The 15,405-nt window shown below is 63.6% G+C and carries 14 protein-coding genes; 4 read left to right on the top strand and 10 right to left on the bottom strand.

Annotation, left to right across the window (positions count from 1 at the left end):
- Nucleotides 1-64: 64 nt before the first annotated feature.
- The 4 genes from JQK88_RS05370 (at nucleotide 65) to JQK88_RS05355 (ending at nucleotide 3,826) form a co-directional block, all read left to right on the top strand.
- Nucleotides 65-1,411 (top strand): NAD(P)/FAD-dependent oxidoreductase, encoded by a 1,347-nt coding sequence (locus tag JQK88_RS05370; protein WP_192254999.1) that lies wholly within the window; start codon nucleotides 65-67, stop codon nucleotides 1,409-1,411.
- Nucleotides 1,412-1,622: 211 nt separating this feature from the next.
- Nucleotides 1,623-1,799, top strand: a complete 177-nt coding sequence (locus JQK88_RS05365) for a hypothetical protein (protein ID WP_192255001.1) — start codon at nucleotides 1,623-1,625, stop codon at nucleotides 1,797-1,799.
- A gap of 174 nt (nucleotides 1,800-1,973) precedes the next feature.
- Complete coding sequence (locus JQK88_RS05360; protein WP_203277682.1) at nucleotides 1,974-2,540, top strand: OsmC family protein; 567 nt, start codon at nucleotides 1,974-1,976, stop codon at nucleotides 2,538-2,540.
- Entirely contained in the window at nucleotides 2,540-3,826 is a 1,287-nt protein-coding gene (locus tag JQK88_RS05355; protein WP_192255003.1) for an NAD(P)-binding domain-containing protein, read from the top strand. Before JQK88_RS05360 ends, JQK88_RS05355 begins: the two co-directional genes overlap by 1 nt.
- A 10-nt stretch (nucleotides 3,827-3,836) precedes the next feature.
- Here the strand turns inward: JQK88_RS05355 and JQK88_RS05350 are convergent, their stop codons facing one another.
- From JQK88_RS05350 to JQK88_RS05305, 10 genes are all read right to left on the bottom strand, one after another.
- The gene (locus tag JQK88_RS05350) at nucleotides 3,837-5,255 is read right to left on the bottom strand and encodes a S8 family serine peptidase (protein ID WP_192255005.1); all 1,419 of its coding nucleotides are present in this window, start codon (nucleotides 5,253-5,255) and stop codon (nucleotides 3,837-3,839) included.
- The gene (locus JQK88_RS05345) at nucleotides 5,245-5,913 is read right to left on the bottom strand and encodes an anti-sigma factor (protein WP_192255447.1); all 669 of its coding nucleotides are present in this window, start codon (nucleotides 5,911-5,913) and stop codon (nucleotides 5,245-5,247) included. Before JQK88_RS05345 ends, JQK88_RS05350 begins: the two co-directional genes overlap by 11 nt.
- A 14-nt stretch (nucleotides 5,914-5,927) precedes the next feature.
- Nucleotides 5,928-6,494: a sigma-70 family RNA polymerase sigma factor gene (locus tag JQK88_RS05340; protein ID WP_192255007.1), complete on the bottom strand. Its 567-nt coding sequence runs from the start codon at nucleotides 6,492-6,494 to the stop codon at nucleotides 5,928-5,930.
- Nucleotides 6,495-6,781: 287 nt separating this feature from the next.
- Nucleotides 6,782-7,621 carry an alkaline phosphatase family protein gene (locus JQK88_RS05335; RefSeq protein ID WP_192255009.1) on the bottom strand — a complete coding sequence of 280 codons (840 nt, stop codon included), beginning with the start codon at nucleotides 7,619-7,621 and terminating at the stop codon, nucleotides 6,782-6,784.
- Nucleotides 7,622-7,716: 95 nt separating this feature from the next.
- Entirely contained in the window at nucleotides 7,717-9,372 is a 1,656-nt protein-coding gene (locus JQK88_RS05330) for an ABC transporter ATP-binding protein (RefSeq protein ID WP_192255011.1), read from the bottom strand.
- A complete protein-coding gene (locus JQK88_RS05325) occupies nucleotides 9,372-10,199 on the bottom strand; it encodes an ABC transporter permease (RefSeq protein ID WP_192255012.1) in 828 nt (275 codons plus the stop codon). Before JQK88_RS05325 ends, JQK88_RS05330 begins: the two co-directional genes overlap by 1 nt.
- A 10-nt stretch (nucleotides 10,200-10,209) precedes the next feature.
- Nucleotides 10,210-11,169 carry an ABC transporter permease gene (locus tag JQK88_RS05320; RefSeq protein ID WP_192255014.1) on the bottom strand — a complete coding sequence of 320 codons (960 nt, stop codon included), beginning with the start codon at nucleotides 11,167-11,169 and terminating at the stop codon, nucleotides 10,210-10,212.
- 16 nt (nucleotides 11,170-11,185) lie between these two features.
- Nucleotides 11,186-12,772 (bottom strand): ABC transporter substrate-binding protein, encoded by a 1,587-nt coding sequence (locus tag JQK88_RS05315; protein ID WP_192255016.1) that lies wholly within the window; start codon nucleotides 12,770-12,772, stop codon nucleotides 11,186-11,188.
- Between the two features lie 154 nt (nucleotides 12,773-12,926).
- The gene (locus tag JQK88_RS05310) at nucleotides 12,927-14,912 is read right to left on the bottom strand and encodes a CocE/NonD family hydrolase (RefSeq protein WP_203277681.1); all 1,986 of its coding nucleotides are present in this window, start codon (nucleotides 14,910-14,912) and stop codon (nucleotides 12,927-12,929) included.
- A 79-nt stretch (nucleotides 14,913-14,991) separates the two neighbouring features.
- On the bottom strand, nucleotides 14,992-15,405 hold the full coding sequence (locus JQK88_RS05305; protein ID WP_203277680.1) for a type II toxin-antitoxin system MqsA family antitoxin: 414 nt from the start codon (nucleotides 15,403-15,405) through the stop codon (nucleotides 14,992-14,994).

The following is a 15,405-nucleotide window of genomic DNA, read 5'->3' as shown; positions in this document are numbered from 1 at the left end:
TTGGCTTCTACAGGGTGGCAACGAGTAAGCCAGAGCCATCGACCAGCCTACAGGGATGCGCCATTTGCCCACCTTCCCGTTCTCCGAAGCGGATCCAATCCAGCATCCTGGCCCACCGCCGAAGACGTCGGAGGTGGTAATCGTTGGCGGCGGTGTTATCGGCGTGACGACAGCGCTTTTCCTGGCGCAGCGCAACATTGGGGTGACGCTGCTGGAAAAGGGACGCGTTGCGGCAGAGCAATCGTCCCGCAACTGGGGCTGGATCAGAAAGCAGGGACGGGACGCCGACGAGTTGCCCATCGTCATCGAGGCTATTCGCCTGTGGCGGCAGCTGGCTGAGGAATGCGGCGAAGACATCGGCCTGACCCAGGCAGGCGTGACCTATCTGGCAAACTCGGACAAGGACATGGCCGGCTTCGAAGCGTTCATGAAGATCGCCGCGATCCATGCGCTCGACACGCGTCTCCTGGACGGTGACGAAACCGCGAAGCTCATCAAAGGCATGTCGCGCAGATTCAAGGGCGCGATGACGACGCCCTCCGACATGCGTGCGGAGCCCTGGCTGGCGGTACCGGCACTTGCCCGGCTTGCCGCGCGAAAAGGCGTCAAAATCGTCGAGAATTGCGCAGCGCGAACCCTCGAGATCTCGGCCGGCAAGATCAAGGGCGTGTGGACCGAGGCGGGGTATATCGATACCTCCACCGTGCTGGTTGCGGGTGGCGCCTGGTCGTCCCTGTTCCTGAGAAGACATGGCGTCTCCATCCCCCAGCTCAGCGTCAGGGTAACCGTAGCCGCAACGGAGCCCTTGCCCGAGATCTATGCAGGTGCGGCAACTGACGAACACATCGCTTTCAGGCGCCGGCAGGATGGCGGCTACACGCTCGCCGCAGGCGGCAGCCATTTGCACTACGTGGGGCCGGACGCATTCCGTCACGCCACCAAATACCTTGCGGCCCTCAGGGACAATCCGCTGGGAACACGCTACTTTCCGTTCGCGCCGTCAGGTTACCCCGATGCCTGGTCGACGCCGCGCGATTGGGCGCCGGATTCGCATAGCCCTTTCGAGAGAATGCGGGTGCTCAGCCCGGCCCCTGAACGGGCCCGTCTGCGTTCGATAGAACGCAAGTTCAAGCACCTGTTTCCGCAGTTCGGGACGGTTCGCCTGAAGGCAGGCTGGGGTGGCATGATCGACGCCATGCCCGACGTCGTCCCCGTCGTGGATCGAGTGGAGGCAGTCGGCGGCCTTTTTGTCGCGACGGGAATGAGCGGCCACGGCTTCGGGATCGGGCCTGGGATCGGCCGTGTCGTTGCCGACATGATCCAGGGAAACGAGACCGGGCACGACCTCAGCCGCTTCCGGCTGTCGCGCTTTTATGATGGAAGTCCTGTCCGGTTGGGTCCGGCCCTCTGAATTGGCCGCGCGTATCCGCCACTTCTTCTTCGTCGCCGCCTTCGTGTCCGGCCACCCATAGCCGAAAATCCCTCGCCAGGTCATCTGCGATTTTGTTACCGAACGTCGGTTTTGGTGCAACCTTGCAGATACAAATGTGGAGCATTTAACAGACTGTTGCGCGGCTCCTTGGGTATATCCCGAGGCGCCGAAAGCTCTACAGGAGAAGAAGATGTCAATGTTTGAAACGGTCGCGCGCTACGGGGCGGCCATCAAAAACGCCCGTGAAGCACGAAAGTCCGAACGCGTTCTGAACAGCCTGCCATTGGAAATTCAAAAGGACATTGGCTGGCCGGTTACACCGCGCCAAAAAAGGCTCTCATCAAACAGCTGGGGCAGGATCCTCTGAACGAGGCGCCACTCCAACCTCGGCGATCGCTGGAGTTCGGCCGCAGGAGTTACGCCAGCACAGCGCTTCGCCGGGCGATTCCACGCTCACTCCCATGCTGCGTACAACACGCCCGTGGGAAGACATTCCGTCCGCTGTAAGCCGGACCCTCACCTGTCAACAGGAGTACGACCTATGACCAAACACATGGAAACCGCCACAAATGGTGTCAACGTAGCCGCCCTGCTTGGCGCCCGCGAGGCACTGAAGGATGCCCCCGAGGCCGCCCGTTTCAAGTGGCGCGCGACGAGTGAATGGGTCAAAGGGACCCACAACCGAGCCACAGTCGACGGATTCTTCGGCCTGGGCGCAGAACAGCAGCATCGCCAGACCTACAAGTTCGAGTCCGATCACCCGGAAATCTTTGCGTCCGAGGACAAGGGTGCGACACCCGTCGAATTTGTGCTGGTCGGACTGGCCGGCTGCCTCACCGCGGGCATCGCCGCTGTCGCGCAAAACCGCAACATCCAGCTCCACTCGGTCAAGGCAACGCTCGAAGCCGGCATGAATATCCAGGGCATCCTCGGCATCGATCCGGACGTGCGCAACGGCTTCGACGGCATCAAGGTGCACTACGACATCGACGCGGACGCCAGCGCGGAAGACATCGCCGCTCTCGTCGCGCAGTCGCAGAAGCGCTCGGCCGTCTTTGACGTGATCACCAACCCGACCGATGTAACGGTCACCTCGAGCAAGTCCTGATGAGCAAAAGTGCATCGCGCGGGATCGCCGGCACCGTTGACGTCGTCGTCATCGGCGCCGGTCACTCAGGCCTGGCGATGAGCCATCTGCTGGGTCAGCACTCGCTCAGGCATGTGGTTCTCGAGCGAGGCGAGGTCGCGAATAGCTGGCGCATGGAACGCTGGGATTCGCTGCGCTTGCTCACGCCCAACTGGATGGCGCGGCTCCCCGACTACCCATACCAGGGCGACGACCCGGACGGCTACATGAGCGCCGGGCAGGTCGCCGATTTCATTTCCGATTACGCCACATACACATCAGCACCGGTTCTAACGCGCACCGCAGTCAACAGAGTTGCGCAGGGCAGCCACGGCTTTCGGGTGGAAACCCAAAACGGAGACTGGCTGTGCCGTGCCGTGGTGCTCGCCACTGGCGGCTTCAACAAGCCGGTCATACCGCGATTGGCCGATGCCATGCCAGCGACCATCGAACAGCTGTCGGCTCACTCCTACCGCAATCCCGGGCAGCTTGTTCCTGGCGGGGTGCTGGTGGTTGGGGCATCGGCGACAGGTCTGCAATTGGCGCAGGAAATCCAGCTCAGCGGCCGGCCTGTCACGCTCGCGGTGGGCGAACACGTCCGGCTGCCGCGCGTCTATCGAGATCGCGACATCCAATGGTGGATGCTTGCGACGGGCGTGCTCGACCAGCGCATCGAAGACGTTGACGACCCCGATCGCGCCCGAAGAGTACCGTCGCCGCAGCTTGCGGGCGCATCAGACCGCGCCACGCTCGACCTCAATGCCCTGCAGGGGCAAGGCGTTAAAATCGTCGGACGCCTGATGGGCATTCGCGACGCAACAGCCCAGTTTTCCGGATCGCTTCGCAACGTCTGCGCGCTTGCCGACCTGAAGATGAACCGGCTGCTCGCATCGATCGACGAATGGGCAGAGGCGAATGCACCGTCCGGCGTTGGTCCCATCGAGCGCTTTGCCCCCACTGCAATCGACGCGGCGCCGCAACTGAAGCTCAAACTCGGCGAAGACGTTCGCACGGTGCTATGGGCCACCGGTTTTCGGCCGGACTTCTCCTGGCTGGATTTGCCGATCTTCGATCGCAAGGGCGATCTGAAGCACGATCGAGGCGTTGCTGACGTTCCCGGGGTCTATGTGGTTGGCCTGCCGTATCTGCGTCGCCGGAAATCGAGCTTCATTCACGGCGCCGAGGACGACGCGCGGGAACTAACCGCGCATCTGACCGACTACCTCGACAGGACACGCCAGATGTCTCTGCGCGCACTGGCCATTTGAAGAGACCGCACTATTTCGCCGCTTCGGCCGCTTTGATGTCCAGCAGCCCATAGCCGAAATCCTTGTCGCGGCCCTTCGGGCCGAGATCCCGGGCGGTGGCGGCCAGCGCCTTTTCGATGTCGTCGGCCGAGCGCTCGGGTGCGGCGTGGATCAAATTGGCGATGGCGCCGGAGACGATCGCGGCGGCAAACGAGGTGCCGGTGACCACGTCCGAGCCGGCGCCGCTCGGCGCCACCATCTCAACGCCGGGCGCCGAGATGAAGACGTAGGCGCCGCGATTGGCCTGCGGCATCAGCCCGTCCTTGGCGTCGGTGGCGGTCACCGCGATGACGCCGGGATAGGCGGCGGGGTAGCCATAGGGCGCTTTCGGCCCGTTGTTGCCGGCCGCCGCAACCAGGATGATGCCAAGCCCGCGCGCGTTGCGGCAAGCGGTGGCGAGCAAATCGTTCTTGGGGCCGACGAAGCTCATGTTGATGATGCTGACATTCTGCTCCGCCGCCCAGTCGAGCGCCGACAGGATGACATCCATGGTCGACCTGCCGTCCTCGAAGGCGCGCGCATGATAGATCCTGGCCCCGGGCGCCATGCCTTCGAGCGCGCCGACACCGGCAATCAGCCCATCGACCGAGGTGCCATGGTCGCGCTTTTCGATCGGCACTTCCGGCATGGCGTCGAACTGGTCGGCAATGACGCCGGACAGCGCGGGATTGGTGTCGTCGATGCCGGTGTCGATGACGGCGACGCGCACGTTCTCGCCGCTGGCTTGCTTGTTGTCGAGCTGGATGCGCTCGAAGGCATAGTTGACGATGCCGGCCGCCTGCTGCAGCGAATAGATATGGTTTGGTTCGCGCCGCTGCGTGCGGCCGTCGGCGGCCAGCTGCGCCAGCACGGTGCCGACCGGGCGGCCGTCGGGAATGCCGAAGCGCACCAGCGTGGTGCCGAGCAGCCGCGACTGGCGCTGCGAGCGCACTTCGAGGCCGAAGGAGGCGGCGATCTGCTGAACGGCGCCGGCGTCACCATCGACAGTCACCAGCACCTCGTCGGGCACGAACGCGCCGGCGATGGCACGCCGCGGCGCGGTCGCGACAAGATCGGTCGGCGAAACGATGGGCCCACCGGCTGGTGGCCCGGCCTGGGTGTCGGCAGGCGGCGCTGACGGCCGTGGCGTCGGCACCGGCGCTGCGGAAGCGGGCGGATTGGGAAACAGGTCGACGATCAGCGCCGGAAGGACAACAGCGCCCTGGCCGCCGCCTGCTCCGCCACCCTTGTCGTCCTTGGGGCAGTCGGCTGCCGCCGCACCGGTCGTGTCGGTGCAGTCGGTCTTTGTGCGGCCGGCATTGGAGTCGTTGGTCTGCGCTAAAGCGGGCACGGCGGCGATTGTCATCGCCGCCGCAAGGACTGCAAATCGAATGACCGCCTTAGCTGCCATCAACCGGTTTCCTTCCCTCGATCACAGTCTCAGCGAAAGGCTGGGCGCCAATTAGGCCGAGCAACTTGGCATAGTCTGCTCCGGTCTTGGCCGGGAGGGCAATGCGGAAGACGCCCGAAGCGGTCGGTCCGCCGGCGATCTTCAGCCCGTTCTGGTCGAGGAAGGCGGCGATGTCGGACATCCTGGCCTCCGGCTTGAACTTGACCAGCGCGAACGGCAGTTTCGCCAGCTCGTCCTCGGCCCCGGCAATCTCGAAATCACTGCCCTTGCCGCCGGTGTGCACGTAGGACTGCACCACCACCAGCGCCAGCAAGACAGCGGCCGCCGCCCAGGCCACACCGACCGGAACCGCCATGAAGCGATCGAGCGCCTGCGCCAGCCAGGACCGGCCTGCCGGCGCGCGTGCCGGCCCGGCCTCCGCATCGAGCGCCTTGGCAAAGCGGCTGAGCGCATCGGCCGGTGGCCGGATCGCTTCGTTGGCGGCGGTGGTGCCGGAGAATTCGGCCTCGGCTTCGTTAAGCGCCGCCATCGCAGCCGGGTCAGACGCCAGCCATTCCTCGACGGCTTCGAGATCGGAGCCCTCCAGCGAACCGTTCAGGTAGAACGGCAGCAGCGTTTCCATTTCGTCGCGGCGCGACATCTTTTCAGCGGCACTCATATCTTCAGGATTGCTCATGGCCACCCCCTATCGTAACCGGCAGCCTTCAGGGCTTCGCCGAGTTTCTTGCGGGCGTAGAACATTCGGGTCTTGACGGTGGCGACCGGAATGTTGAGCACCTCGCCGATCTCCGTCACCGACTGTCCATGGTAATAGGCAAGGTCGATCACCGAGCGGTGTTCTTCCGGCAAGGCATCGACAAAGCGCCGCAAGGCGGCGCCCTTGTCTTCCTTCATGGTCGCGACTTCCGGCGTGTCGGCGCTGTCAGGGACCTGCGCCGCATCGTCATCGTTGATCCAGTCTTCCTTTTTCTTGCGCAGCAGCGACAGCGCCTTGAAACGGGCGATGCCGAGCAGCCAGGTCGAGACTTCCGAGCGTCCTTCGAAGCCGGGCGCCTGGCGCCACAGCTCAAGAAAGACCTCGTTTGCGATATCGTCGGCCATCATTTCCGATCCCGTCTGGCGCGCCACGAAGCGGTAGACCCGCGCGTGGTGACGCATGAACAGCAGCCGAACAGCGGCACGGTCGCCCTTCGCGACCCGGTCGACAAGCGCGCGATCAGTCTCGGTCGCTGCCGTCATGGCCGGTCGAGCCGCCTGGCTCCTGTCTGCTCTGTCGCCGATCGGTCCAAAAAGGTTCATCCTTCCGCCAAGGAATTTTGGCGAAGCTAACCGAAGAGAGGGAGTGTTGCCAGTGTGTCTCCCTTCTCCCCGTCACTATACGGGGAGAAGGTGCCGGCAGGCGGATGAGGGGCGGTGCAGGCGCACGTTGTTGATGCCGAACGTTCGCGCTGCCCCTCACCCTTACCCTCTCCCCGTATAGTGACGGGGAGAGGGGGTCGCGAGCGTTGGCTCAGCGACCGCCTCCGTCATCCCAAAAATGCTTTAGCCTTCATCGTATCCGGCACCGGCACACCCAGCCGCTTCAGCACCGTCGGGGCCAGTTGCAGCTGGTCGAGCAGCGTATCCGCCTCCGGTCCCTTGCCTTGCCCAAAATAATACAGCGCGAAATCCTGCATTTCGTCGTCATGGCCGCCATGATGGCCGCGGTCGGTCTGGCCGTGGTCGGCGGTGACGATCACCTCGTAGCCGGCTTGCCGCCAGCCCGGCAGGAAGGCGGCCAGCATGCCGTCCATGGCATAGCAGGCATGGTCCATTTCGTGGCAGTCATGGCCGAAGCGGTGGCCCATCGAATCCAGCGTGCAGGTGTGCAGGATGCCGTAGTCGATATCGTGGCGCCGGGTCAGCATGGTCAGCGTCGCAAAAAGGTCGACGTCGCTTGGGGTCATCTGGTTGCGCAAGTTGTAGCCAGTCATGGTGTGGAAGCGGCCATGCGTGATCGGCCCGTCCGGCTCGTCATATTCCATGTCCTCGACCAGATCGAACGGATAGGAGCGGAAGAATTCGGACCAGTAGGAATGCGTCACCGCCCCGGTCTTGCCGCCGGCCTTGCTGACCTCGGAGAAAATGTCGGGCTTGTTGACCAGAAAACGGTTCTCGTTGGACAGGATGCCATGCTCCTGCGGCGTGACCCCGGTGTGGATCGAGGCATAGCAGCAGGCCGATGTCGACGGCAGCACCGAGCGCATCTTCCATACCTGCGCCTCGCCCGACTGCACCCATCCCTCGAGATTGCCCATCAGGCGGCGCCAGTTCCGGTAGGGCACGCCATCGAGGACAATGAGGAGAAGCTTGGTCTTGAGCGCCATCGGCGGCTCCATGCGGTCTTGCGGGAGAGGTCAGCATCCGGGGCGGCCGGCCAGGCCAAGCCCCAGATGTTTTGAGAGAGGCGGAAGCCGGCCGCCTAGTTGCCCGCGCTCGCCATGCGGCGTCCCTTGATCGCCTTCTCCAGCCAGCCGATCTCCATCTCGGGGACGGAGGACAGGAGCAGGTCGGTATAGGCGTCGAAGGGCGGCGTCAGCACCTTGCTCTTGGCGCCATAGCGCACCACCTCGCCGCGATACATCACCGCGATCGAATCAGCGATCGACTTCACCGTCGCCAGATCGTGGGTGATGAAGAGGTAGGCGACCTTCTCGTGCTGCTGCAGGTTGAGCAGCAGCTTGAGGATGCCGTTGGCCACCAGCGGGTCGAGTGCCGATGTCACCTCGTCGCAGATGATCAGCTTCGGCTTGGCGGCAAGCGAGCGGGCGATGCAGACGCGCTGCTTCTGGCCGCCGGAGAGTTCGGCGGGATAGCGGTCGAGAAAGCCCTTGCCCATCTCGATCTCGTCGAGCAGTTCGGCGACGCGCTTGTCGCGTTCGCGGCCGCGTATGCCGAAATAGAACTCGAGCGGCCGGCCGATGATGGTGCCGACGGTCTGGCGCGGGTTCATCGCCACGTCGGCCATCTGGTAGATCATCTGCAATTGCCGCAGATCCTCCTTCGGCCGGTCGGCAAGCCGGTTGGCAAGCGGCCTGCCGTCGAAGGTGACGGTGCCTTCCTCAGGTGGCAAAAGCCCGGTGATGGCGCGCGCCAGCGTCGACTTGCCGGAGCCGGATTCACCGACGACGGCCAGCGTCTGGCCCGGATAGATGTCGACCGAGACGTTCTTCAGCACCTTGATGTGGCTGCCGCCATAGGCGGCGGTGACGTTCTTGACCGACAGGAACGGCGTCGCACCTGGCTTCTGTTCGGCATGCTCGATCTCGTGCACCGAGACCAGCGCATTGGTGTATTCCTGGCGCGGCTCCTTGATGATCTGGCGGGTGCCGCCCCATTCGACCAGCCTGCCGTGGCGCAGCACCATGATCTCGTCAGAGACCTGGGCAACGACGGCAAGGTCGTGGGTGATGTAGAGCGCCGCGACATGGGTATCGCGAATGGCGTCCTTGATCGCCGCCAGCACGTCGATCTGCGTCGTGACGTCGAGCGCGGTGGTCGGCTCGTCGAAGACGATCAGGTCGGGCTCCGAGCACAGCGCCATCGCCGTCATGACACGCTGCAGCTGGCCGCCCGAGACCTGGTGCGGAAAGCGTTCGCCGATGGTTTCGGGGTTCGGCAGGCTGAGTTTCTTGAACAGCGCCACGGCACGTTTCTCGGCCTCGGCCCGTGTCGCCGTGCCGTGCAGCAGCGTGGCTTCCACCACCTGGTCCATCAGCTTGTGCGCCGGGTTGAAGGCGGCGGCGGCCGATTGCGCGACGTAGCAGACCTCGCGGCCGCGCAGCTTGCGGAAGCCTTCCTTGCCGCCCTTGAGGATATCGCGGCCGTTGAGCAGCACCTCACCGCCGGTGATGCGCACGCCGCCGCGGCCATAGCCCATCGACGACAGGCCGATGGTCGACTTGCCGGCGCCGGACTCGCCGATCAGGCCGAGCACCTTGCCCTTTTCCAGCGTCAGCGAGACGTCGTGCACCAGCACGATGTTCTTCGGCGCCTCGCCGGGCGGGAACACTGTCGCTTCGATGCGCAGGTTGCGGATATCGAGCAGCAGGCCGGGCTTTGCTTTGGTGTCAGCCATCACCCGCGTCCTCCCTTCAGGCTTGTCGTGCGATTGAGGATCCAGTCGGCGACAAGGTTGACCGAGATAGCCAATGCAGCGATTGCCGCCGCCGGAATGAGCGCGGCGCCGATGCCGAAGACGATGCCGTCCTTGTTTTCCTTGACCATGCCGCCCCAGTCGGCATCCGGCGGTTGTACGCCAAGGCCGAGGAAAGACAGCGTCGACAGGAACAGCACGGCATAGATGAAGCGCAGGCCGAGTTCCGAAACCAGCGGCGACAGCGCGTTGGGCAGGATCTCGCGGAAGATAATCCAGCCGCTGCCTTCGCCGCGCAATTTGGCGGCTTCGACATAGTCCATGACGTTGATGTCTACGGCGACAGCGCGTGACAGCCGATAGACGCGGGTCGAGTCGAGGACGCCCATCACCAGGATCAGCGTCACCAGATTGGTCGGCAGCACCGAGAGCACGACGAGCGCCATGATCAGCGTCGGGATCGACATCAGGAGATCGACGAGGCGCGACAACAGCGTGTCGAACCAGCCGCCGAATACCGCCGCCGAAAAGCCGAGGATGGCGCCGAGCGAGAACGACAGCGCGGTGGCGAGCACGGCGATGAACAGTGTGACGCGGGCGCCATAGATCATGCGCGACAACAGGTCACGGCCAAGATTGTCGGTGCCCAGCCAATGTGCCGAAGACATCGGTTCCCAAGGAACGTCGCTGACTATCTCGGCATTGCCGTGCGGCGCGATCCATGGCGCAAACACGGCTGCCACGACGAACATCGTCGTCAGCACGATGCCGATCAGTGCGGGGATGGGGATGCGTCTGATATCGAGCATGCCCGCCCCCTTATTTCGGATGTCTGAGGCGCGGATTGGCGACAATCGCCCCGATGTCCGCAATGATGTTCAAGGTGATATAGACGGCGGCGAAGATCAGGCCGACCGCCTGCACCACCGGCACGTCGCGCTTGGTGACGTGATCGACCAGATATTGCCCCATGCCGGGATAGACGAAGATCACCTCGACCACGACGACGCCGACGATCAAGTAGGCGAGGTTGAGCATGACGACGTTGATAATCGGTGCGATGGCATTGGGGAAAGCGTGCTTGCGGATGACATTGAAGGCCGACAGGCCTTTCAGTTCCGCCGTCTCGACATAGGCCGACTGCATGACGTTGAGGATGGCCGCGCGGGTCATTCGCATCATGTGCGCCAGCACAACCAGCGTCAGCGCGGCGGCCGGCAGGGCGATCGCCTGTATGCGCTCGCCGAACGGCATGCCGTCATAGACCGTGGAAATTGCCGGAAACCATTGATATTTGACGGCAAAGAAGAAGACCAGCACGTAGCCGATGAAGAACTCCGGGAAGGACGTCGAGGCGAGCGCCAGTCCGGAGATCAGCTTGTCGACCCAGCCATTGCGGTAACGCACCGCGATCAGGCCGAGAATGATGGCCAGCGGCACGGCCACGACCGCCGCCCAGAAGGCGAGGAACAGCGTGTTCCACAGCCGCCCCTTGATCGAGGTCGCGATGTCCTGGCCGCTCGACATCGCCGTGCCGAGATCGCCCGTGAGCGCACCGCCGAGCCAGTGGAAATACCTGATGTAAGCCGGCTGGTTGAGGCCGAGCTGCTCGCGCAGATTGGCGAGCGACTCCGGCGTCGCCGACTGTCCGAGAATGGCTTGCGCGACGTCGCCGGGCAGGATTTGCGTACCGGCGAAGATCAGGACCGAAACGGCCAGCAGGAGGACGATGCCCAGCGCAACGCGCTGGGCAATCAGTTTCAAGATGGGTGAGGACATATCCGCAACGCCGGGCTCAGGCTTCGAGCCAGCACTTTGCCAGCGCGTAGCCGTTCATCAGCTCCTGATGCGGATCGTCGACCCAGCCGCCGACCTTGGCGCCGGTGGCATCGATGAACTGGTTGAACATCGGCAGGATCAGGCCGCCTTCGTCGCGCACCAGGACGGCCATGTCGTGGTACATCTGCTTGCGCTTGGCCTCGTCGAGTTCGGCCCGCGCGGCAAGCACCATCTTGTCGAAATCCGGGCGCTTGAAACGCGTATCGTTCCAGTCGGCGGTCGACAGATAGGCCGTCGAGTACATCTGGTCCTGCGTCGAGCGGCCGCCCCAGTAGGAGGCGCAGAAGGGCTGCTTGTTCCAGACCTCGTTCCAGTAGCCGTCGCCGGGTTCGCGCTTGATCTCGATCTTGATGCCGGCCTTGGCCGCGCTCTGCTGAAAGAGCTGCGAGGCGTCGACGGCGCCGGGGAAGGCGACGTCCGAGGTCCTGAGCAGCACGGTGCCGTCATGACCCGACTTCTTGTAGTGGAACTTGGCCTTGTCGGGATCGTATTTGCGCTGCTCGATCTCGGTGAACAGCGGATAGGACGAATTGATCGGGAAGTCGTTGCCGAGCGAGCCGTAGCCGCGCAGCACCTTGTTCAGCATCTCCTCGCGGTCGATGGCCAACTTCAGCGCCATGCGCAGGTCGTTGTTGTCGAACGGCGCCGTGTTGCAATGCATGATGAAGACATAGTGGCCGGGGCCGGCATGGTTGCGGATGGTGACGCCGGGCACGCGCTTGATCAGGTCGACGATCTTCGGTTCGACGCGGTTGATCATGTTGACCTGGCCGCCCTGCAGGGCCGCCGTGCGCGCGGTCGCGTCGTTGATGACGACGACTTCGATCTGGTCGGCATGGCCCATCTTGTCGCCCTGCCAGTAATTGGCGAAGCGCTCGCCGACATGGCGCACGCCGGGCTCATTGGTCTTGACGACATATGGGCCAGCCGAGATGCCGGCATCGGGCTTGTCCTTGCCGCCGTTCGGCTGGACGATCAGGTGATAGTCGCTGAGCAGGTAAGGAAGGTCGGCATTGGCCTCCTTGAGCGTCAGCACCACTTCCTTGCCGCTGGCCTTGATGGTCTCGATGCCCTTCATGTAGCCGAGCGCGCCGGACTTCGACTTCTCGTCGGAATGGCGCTCGAGCGTGGCGGCGACGTCCTCGGCGGTCACGGTCTTGCCGTTGTGAAACTCGACGCCGTCGCGGATCTTCAGCGTCCACACCTTGGCGTCGTCGGACGAGCCGATCTCTTCGGCGATGCGGTTCTCGAGCTTGCCCTCGGGCGACAGCTCGACGATCATTTCGCCCCAGCACTTGCCGAAGGCGAACGGCACCTGCGTCATCATCAGCGCCGGATCGAGGCTGTTGGTCGATTCACCACCGACCAGGCCGGCTTTCAGCGTGCCGCCCTTGACCGGGCCTTCCGCGCGAGCCGCACTGGAAAGCAGCATGTTAGCGAAGGGTGCGGTGACGCCGAGCGCAGCGGCGCGGCCGAGAAAATCACGACGGCTCAGTTTGCCGGACGCAACACGCCGGCTCAGATATTCGAGTTCATTTGACATATGAGTTCCTCACTCTGTGGGTTCGACCTTATGGTCGTTTTTTGTTTGTTATTACCGGGGGAATAATGACCGGAAGCCAAAGCCGTAAGCAAGACCGAATGCGACATGCCGTGGCGTAAATCGCACGTCGCAACTGGACCAGTCGGATCTGCGCTCAGAGCAGGTCGCGTGGAATCGTCTCTGCGAAATCGCGCTCGAAAACCAGCGTTTCGCCCTCATAGGCTTCGATTCTAGCGCTGACGGTGAAGTTTTGCGCGTCGCAGCGCATTTCGGCCGATGTCTCGGTGCGCACCGACCATTCATTTCGCGACAGGGTCTGCGTCCAGTGGGTTTTTCCCAAGGCGGACAACGGGTCGTCGGGATGGATGACCCACGTCTCGCGGGCGATGCTACCATTGGCCAGCCCATGCGCGAGATCGCGCACGGCGCCGAAATCGTCCGTGATCGATAGCGTGACGATACCGGTCTTTTCGTCACGATCGACATGACGCTCGGAATTCGCCGCCCGGACCGACTCGGTTGCCCAGGGCGTGGCGCCTTCGGGGGCTTGGAAAGAGACCTCGTCGCCTTTTGCCAGCGGGCGCAGCGGCAGTGTCAGCGTCGCCGCCCAAAGGTCGAGCCGCACCGGCTCCGGAGATGGCCAGATCATCGGCCAATAAGCGCTGGAAACGGCAATGCGCAGGCAATGTCCGGCCGGCACACGGTAGGCGCACTGGTCGAGCACGACACGTGCCGAAGCGGTCTCGCCCGGCACCAGCGCTTGCGGGGATTCATGCGAGTTGCGATGGGTGAGGTTGAGTACGCCGTAGGAGATCAACTCCGAAGCGCCATCGGGATGCAGGTCGCACAGACGCACCGCGATGTTGGCCTGTGGCCGATCCGACGACATCCGGACCAGAAGCTCCGGCGCGCCAACGATGTCGAGCGCCTCGGCAAGCACAGGCTGATCGAAGCAGACGGACAGCGCGTCGTCCGGCCGCTGGTCGCCCGGCAGCTCCGGGCCAAAGGTGAAGGGAAAATATTCGCCGCCCGCGAGTCCGCAGCTTTGCGGTGTCGCAACGATCGCCGGCTTGGCGCCTGCAGCGATGAGTTCGATCGCCTCGACCTTGATGTCGGGTGACGGCCACTCCTGTTCGGCCACCCAGCGGCCCGGCCGCTCCGGGTGCCAGCGCGCCGGACGCACGCTGTCCATCACATAGGCGCGATAGTCCGGGTCGGCCTCGACGCCGGTGTCGGCGCCCTTCAGCCAGCGATCCCACCAGCGCAACGCCTCCTGCAGGAAACCGATGGCGGGTTTTGGTCCGGCATAGTGCGGGTATTTGTGGATCCAAGGCCCGACAATGCCTTTCACCGGCGCATGAATGTTGGTGACGAGGTGCGAAATCGTGTTGCGGTAGCCGTCATGCCAGCCGCCGATCGACAACACCGCTGCTTTCACAGCGGAAAAATCCTCGCAGATCGAACCGCGTTTCCAATAGGCGTCGCGGTGCTGGTGGCTGAGCCATAGCGGCAAAAGGAAAGACTGGTTCTCCAGCCGCGTCAGCCACAGATCGCGCCAGCGGTTGTCGCCGGCAATCAGCGGATCCGGCGGCCGCGACGAGTAGGACAGCATGGTCGAGGCCCAGCCGAAATTCTCCGTCAGCAGGCAGCCGCCCTTGTAGTGGATGTCGTCGGCATAACGGTCGACGGTCGAGCACAGGCTGATGACAGCCTTCAGCGCAGGTGGCTGCTTTGCCGCCACCTGCAGGCAGTTGAAGCCGCCCCAGGAAATACCCATCATGCCGACGCTGCCGTTGCACCAGGGCTGCGCTGCCGCCCAGGCAATGACATCGCAGGCATCCTGCAACTCCTGCTCGGAATATTCGTCGTCCATCAGCCCTTCGGAATCGCCATTGCCGCGCATGTCGACGCGGATCGAGGCGTAGCCGTGGCCGGCGAAATAGGGATGCGTCAGCTGGTCGCGAAAGATGGTGCCGTCGCGCTTGCGATAGGGCAGATGTTCGAGGATCGCCGGCACCGGATCGTCACCCGCATCCTCAGGCATCCACACTCGCGCCGACAGCCGGCAGCCATCCGGCATGACGATGCCCATATCCGGGAACTCGACGACTTTGCGGGGAAACTCGGTGACGGTTTTCATGGGCTGGCATAACGCCCCGCCAGCCCGCGACTTTCAATCGCCATTCGCGACTGGAGCAGTGAAAAATGCGACCTGGCCGCTAACGCAATTCGTCCAGCAGTTCGGGATGTTTCTCCAGCAAGGTCATCAGCTGAATGGTCGGACCGCTCGGCTCGATCAGACCCCTTTCATATTTGTCGAAGGCGTTCTCACCGACCTTGAAAAGCGATCCTGCCTCGCGCTGCGACAGTTTGAGCTTCGTGCGCATGCGCCGGATGGTTTCCGGCGCGGGGACTCCGTCGACTTTCTCCTTCAGAATTCGGAGAGCCACATCGGTGGCAATCATGTCGTCTCCCACATGCACACCTTCGCCCTCCGAAGCCGGATAGTAGCCCGGCAGGTCGACGGTCATGCTCTGACCCTTGTAGGTCACGGTGAAAGGACGAACACCGCGCGTCAGGGTTTCTCCGGTTTCGGGTGAGATCATGGTTTCGCTGGTTTGTCTTGCCGCCAT

It is taken from the genome of Mesorhizobium caraganae (genome assembly GCF_016836705.1).
Taxonomy (GTDB): domain Bacteria; phylum Pseudomonadota; class Alphaproteobacteria; order Rhizobiales; family Rhizobiaceae; genus Mesorhizobium; species Mesorhizobium caraganae.
This window is presented reverse-complemented; position numbering and strand designations above follow the sequence as displayed.

Bases quoted from the DNA above. Each gene is read 5' to 3' on its own strand.
- JQK88_RS05365 (WP_192255001.1), top strand. From the start codon at position 1,623: ATGTCAATGTTTGAAACGGTCGCGCGCTACGGGGCGGCCATCAAAAAC.
- JQK88_RS05360 (WP_203277682.1), top strand. From the start codon at position 1,974: ATGACCAAACACATGGAAACCGCCACAAATGGTGTCAACGTAGCCGCC.
- JQK88_RS05355 (WP_192255003.1), top strand. From the start codon at position 2,540: ATGAGCAAAAGTGCATCGCGCGGGATCGCCGGCACCGTTGACGTCGTC.
- JQK88_RS05350 (WP_192255005.1), bottom strand. From the start codon at position 5,255: ATGGCAGCTAAGGCGGTCATTCGATTTGCAGTCCTTGCGGCGGCGATG.
- JQK88_RS05345 (WP_192255447.1), bottom strand. From the start codon at position 5,913: ATGAGTGCCGCTGAAAAGATGTCGCGCCGCGACGAAATGGAAACGCTG.
- JQK88_RS05340 (WP_192255007.1), bottom strand. From the start codon at position 6,494: ATGACGGCAGCGACCGAGACTGATCGCGCGCTTGTCGACCGGGTCGCG.
- JQK88_RS05335 (WP_192255009.1), bottom strand. From the start codon at position 7,621: ATGGCGCTCAAGACCAAGCTTCTCCTCATTGTCCTCGATGGCGTGCCC.
- JQK88_RS05330 (WP_192255011.1), bottom strand. From the start codon at position 9,372: ATGGCTGACACCAAAGCAAAGCCCGGCCTGCTGCTCGATATCCGCAAC.
- JQK88_RS05325 (WP_192255012.1), bottom strand. From the start codon at position 10,199: ATGCTCGATATCAGACGCATCCCCATCCCCGCACTGATCGGCATCGTG.
- JQK88_RS05320 (WP_192255014.1), bottom strand. From the start codon at position 11,169: ATGTCCTCACCCATCTTGAAACTGATTGCCCAGCGCGTTGCGCTGGGC.
- JQK88_RS05315 (WP_192255016.1), bottom strand. From the start codon at position 12,772: ATGTCAAATGAACTCGAATATCTGAGCCGGCGTGTTGCGTCCGGCAAA.
- JQK88_RS05310 (WP_203277681.1), bottom strand. From the start codon at position 14,912: ATGAAAACCGTCACCGAGTTTCCCCGCAAAGTCGTCGAGTTCCCGGAT.
- JQK88_RS05305 (WP_203277680.1), bottom strand. From the start codon at position 15,405: ATGGCGGCAAGACAAACCAGCGAAACCATGATCTCACCCGAAACCGGA.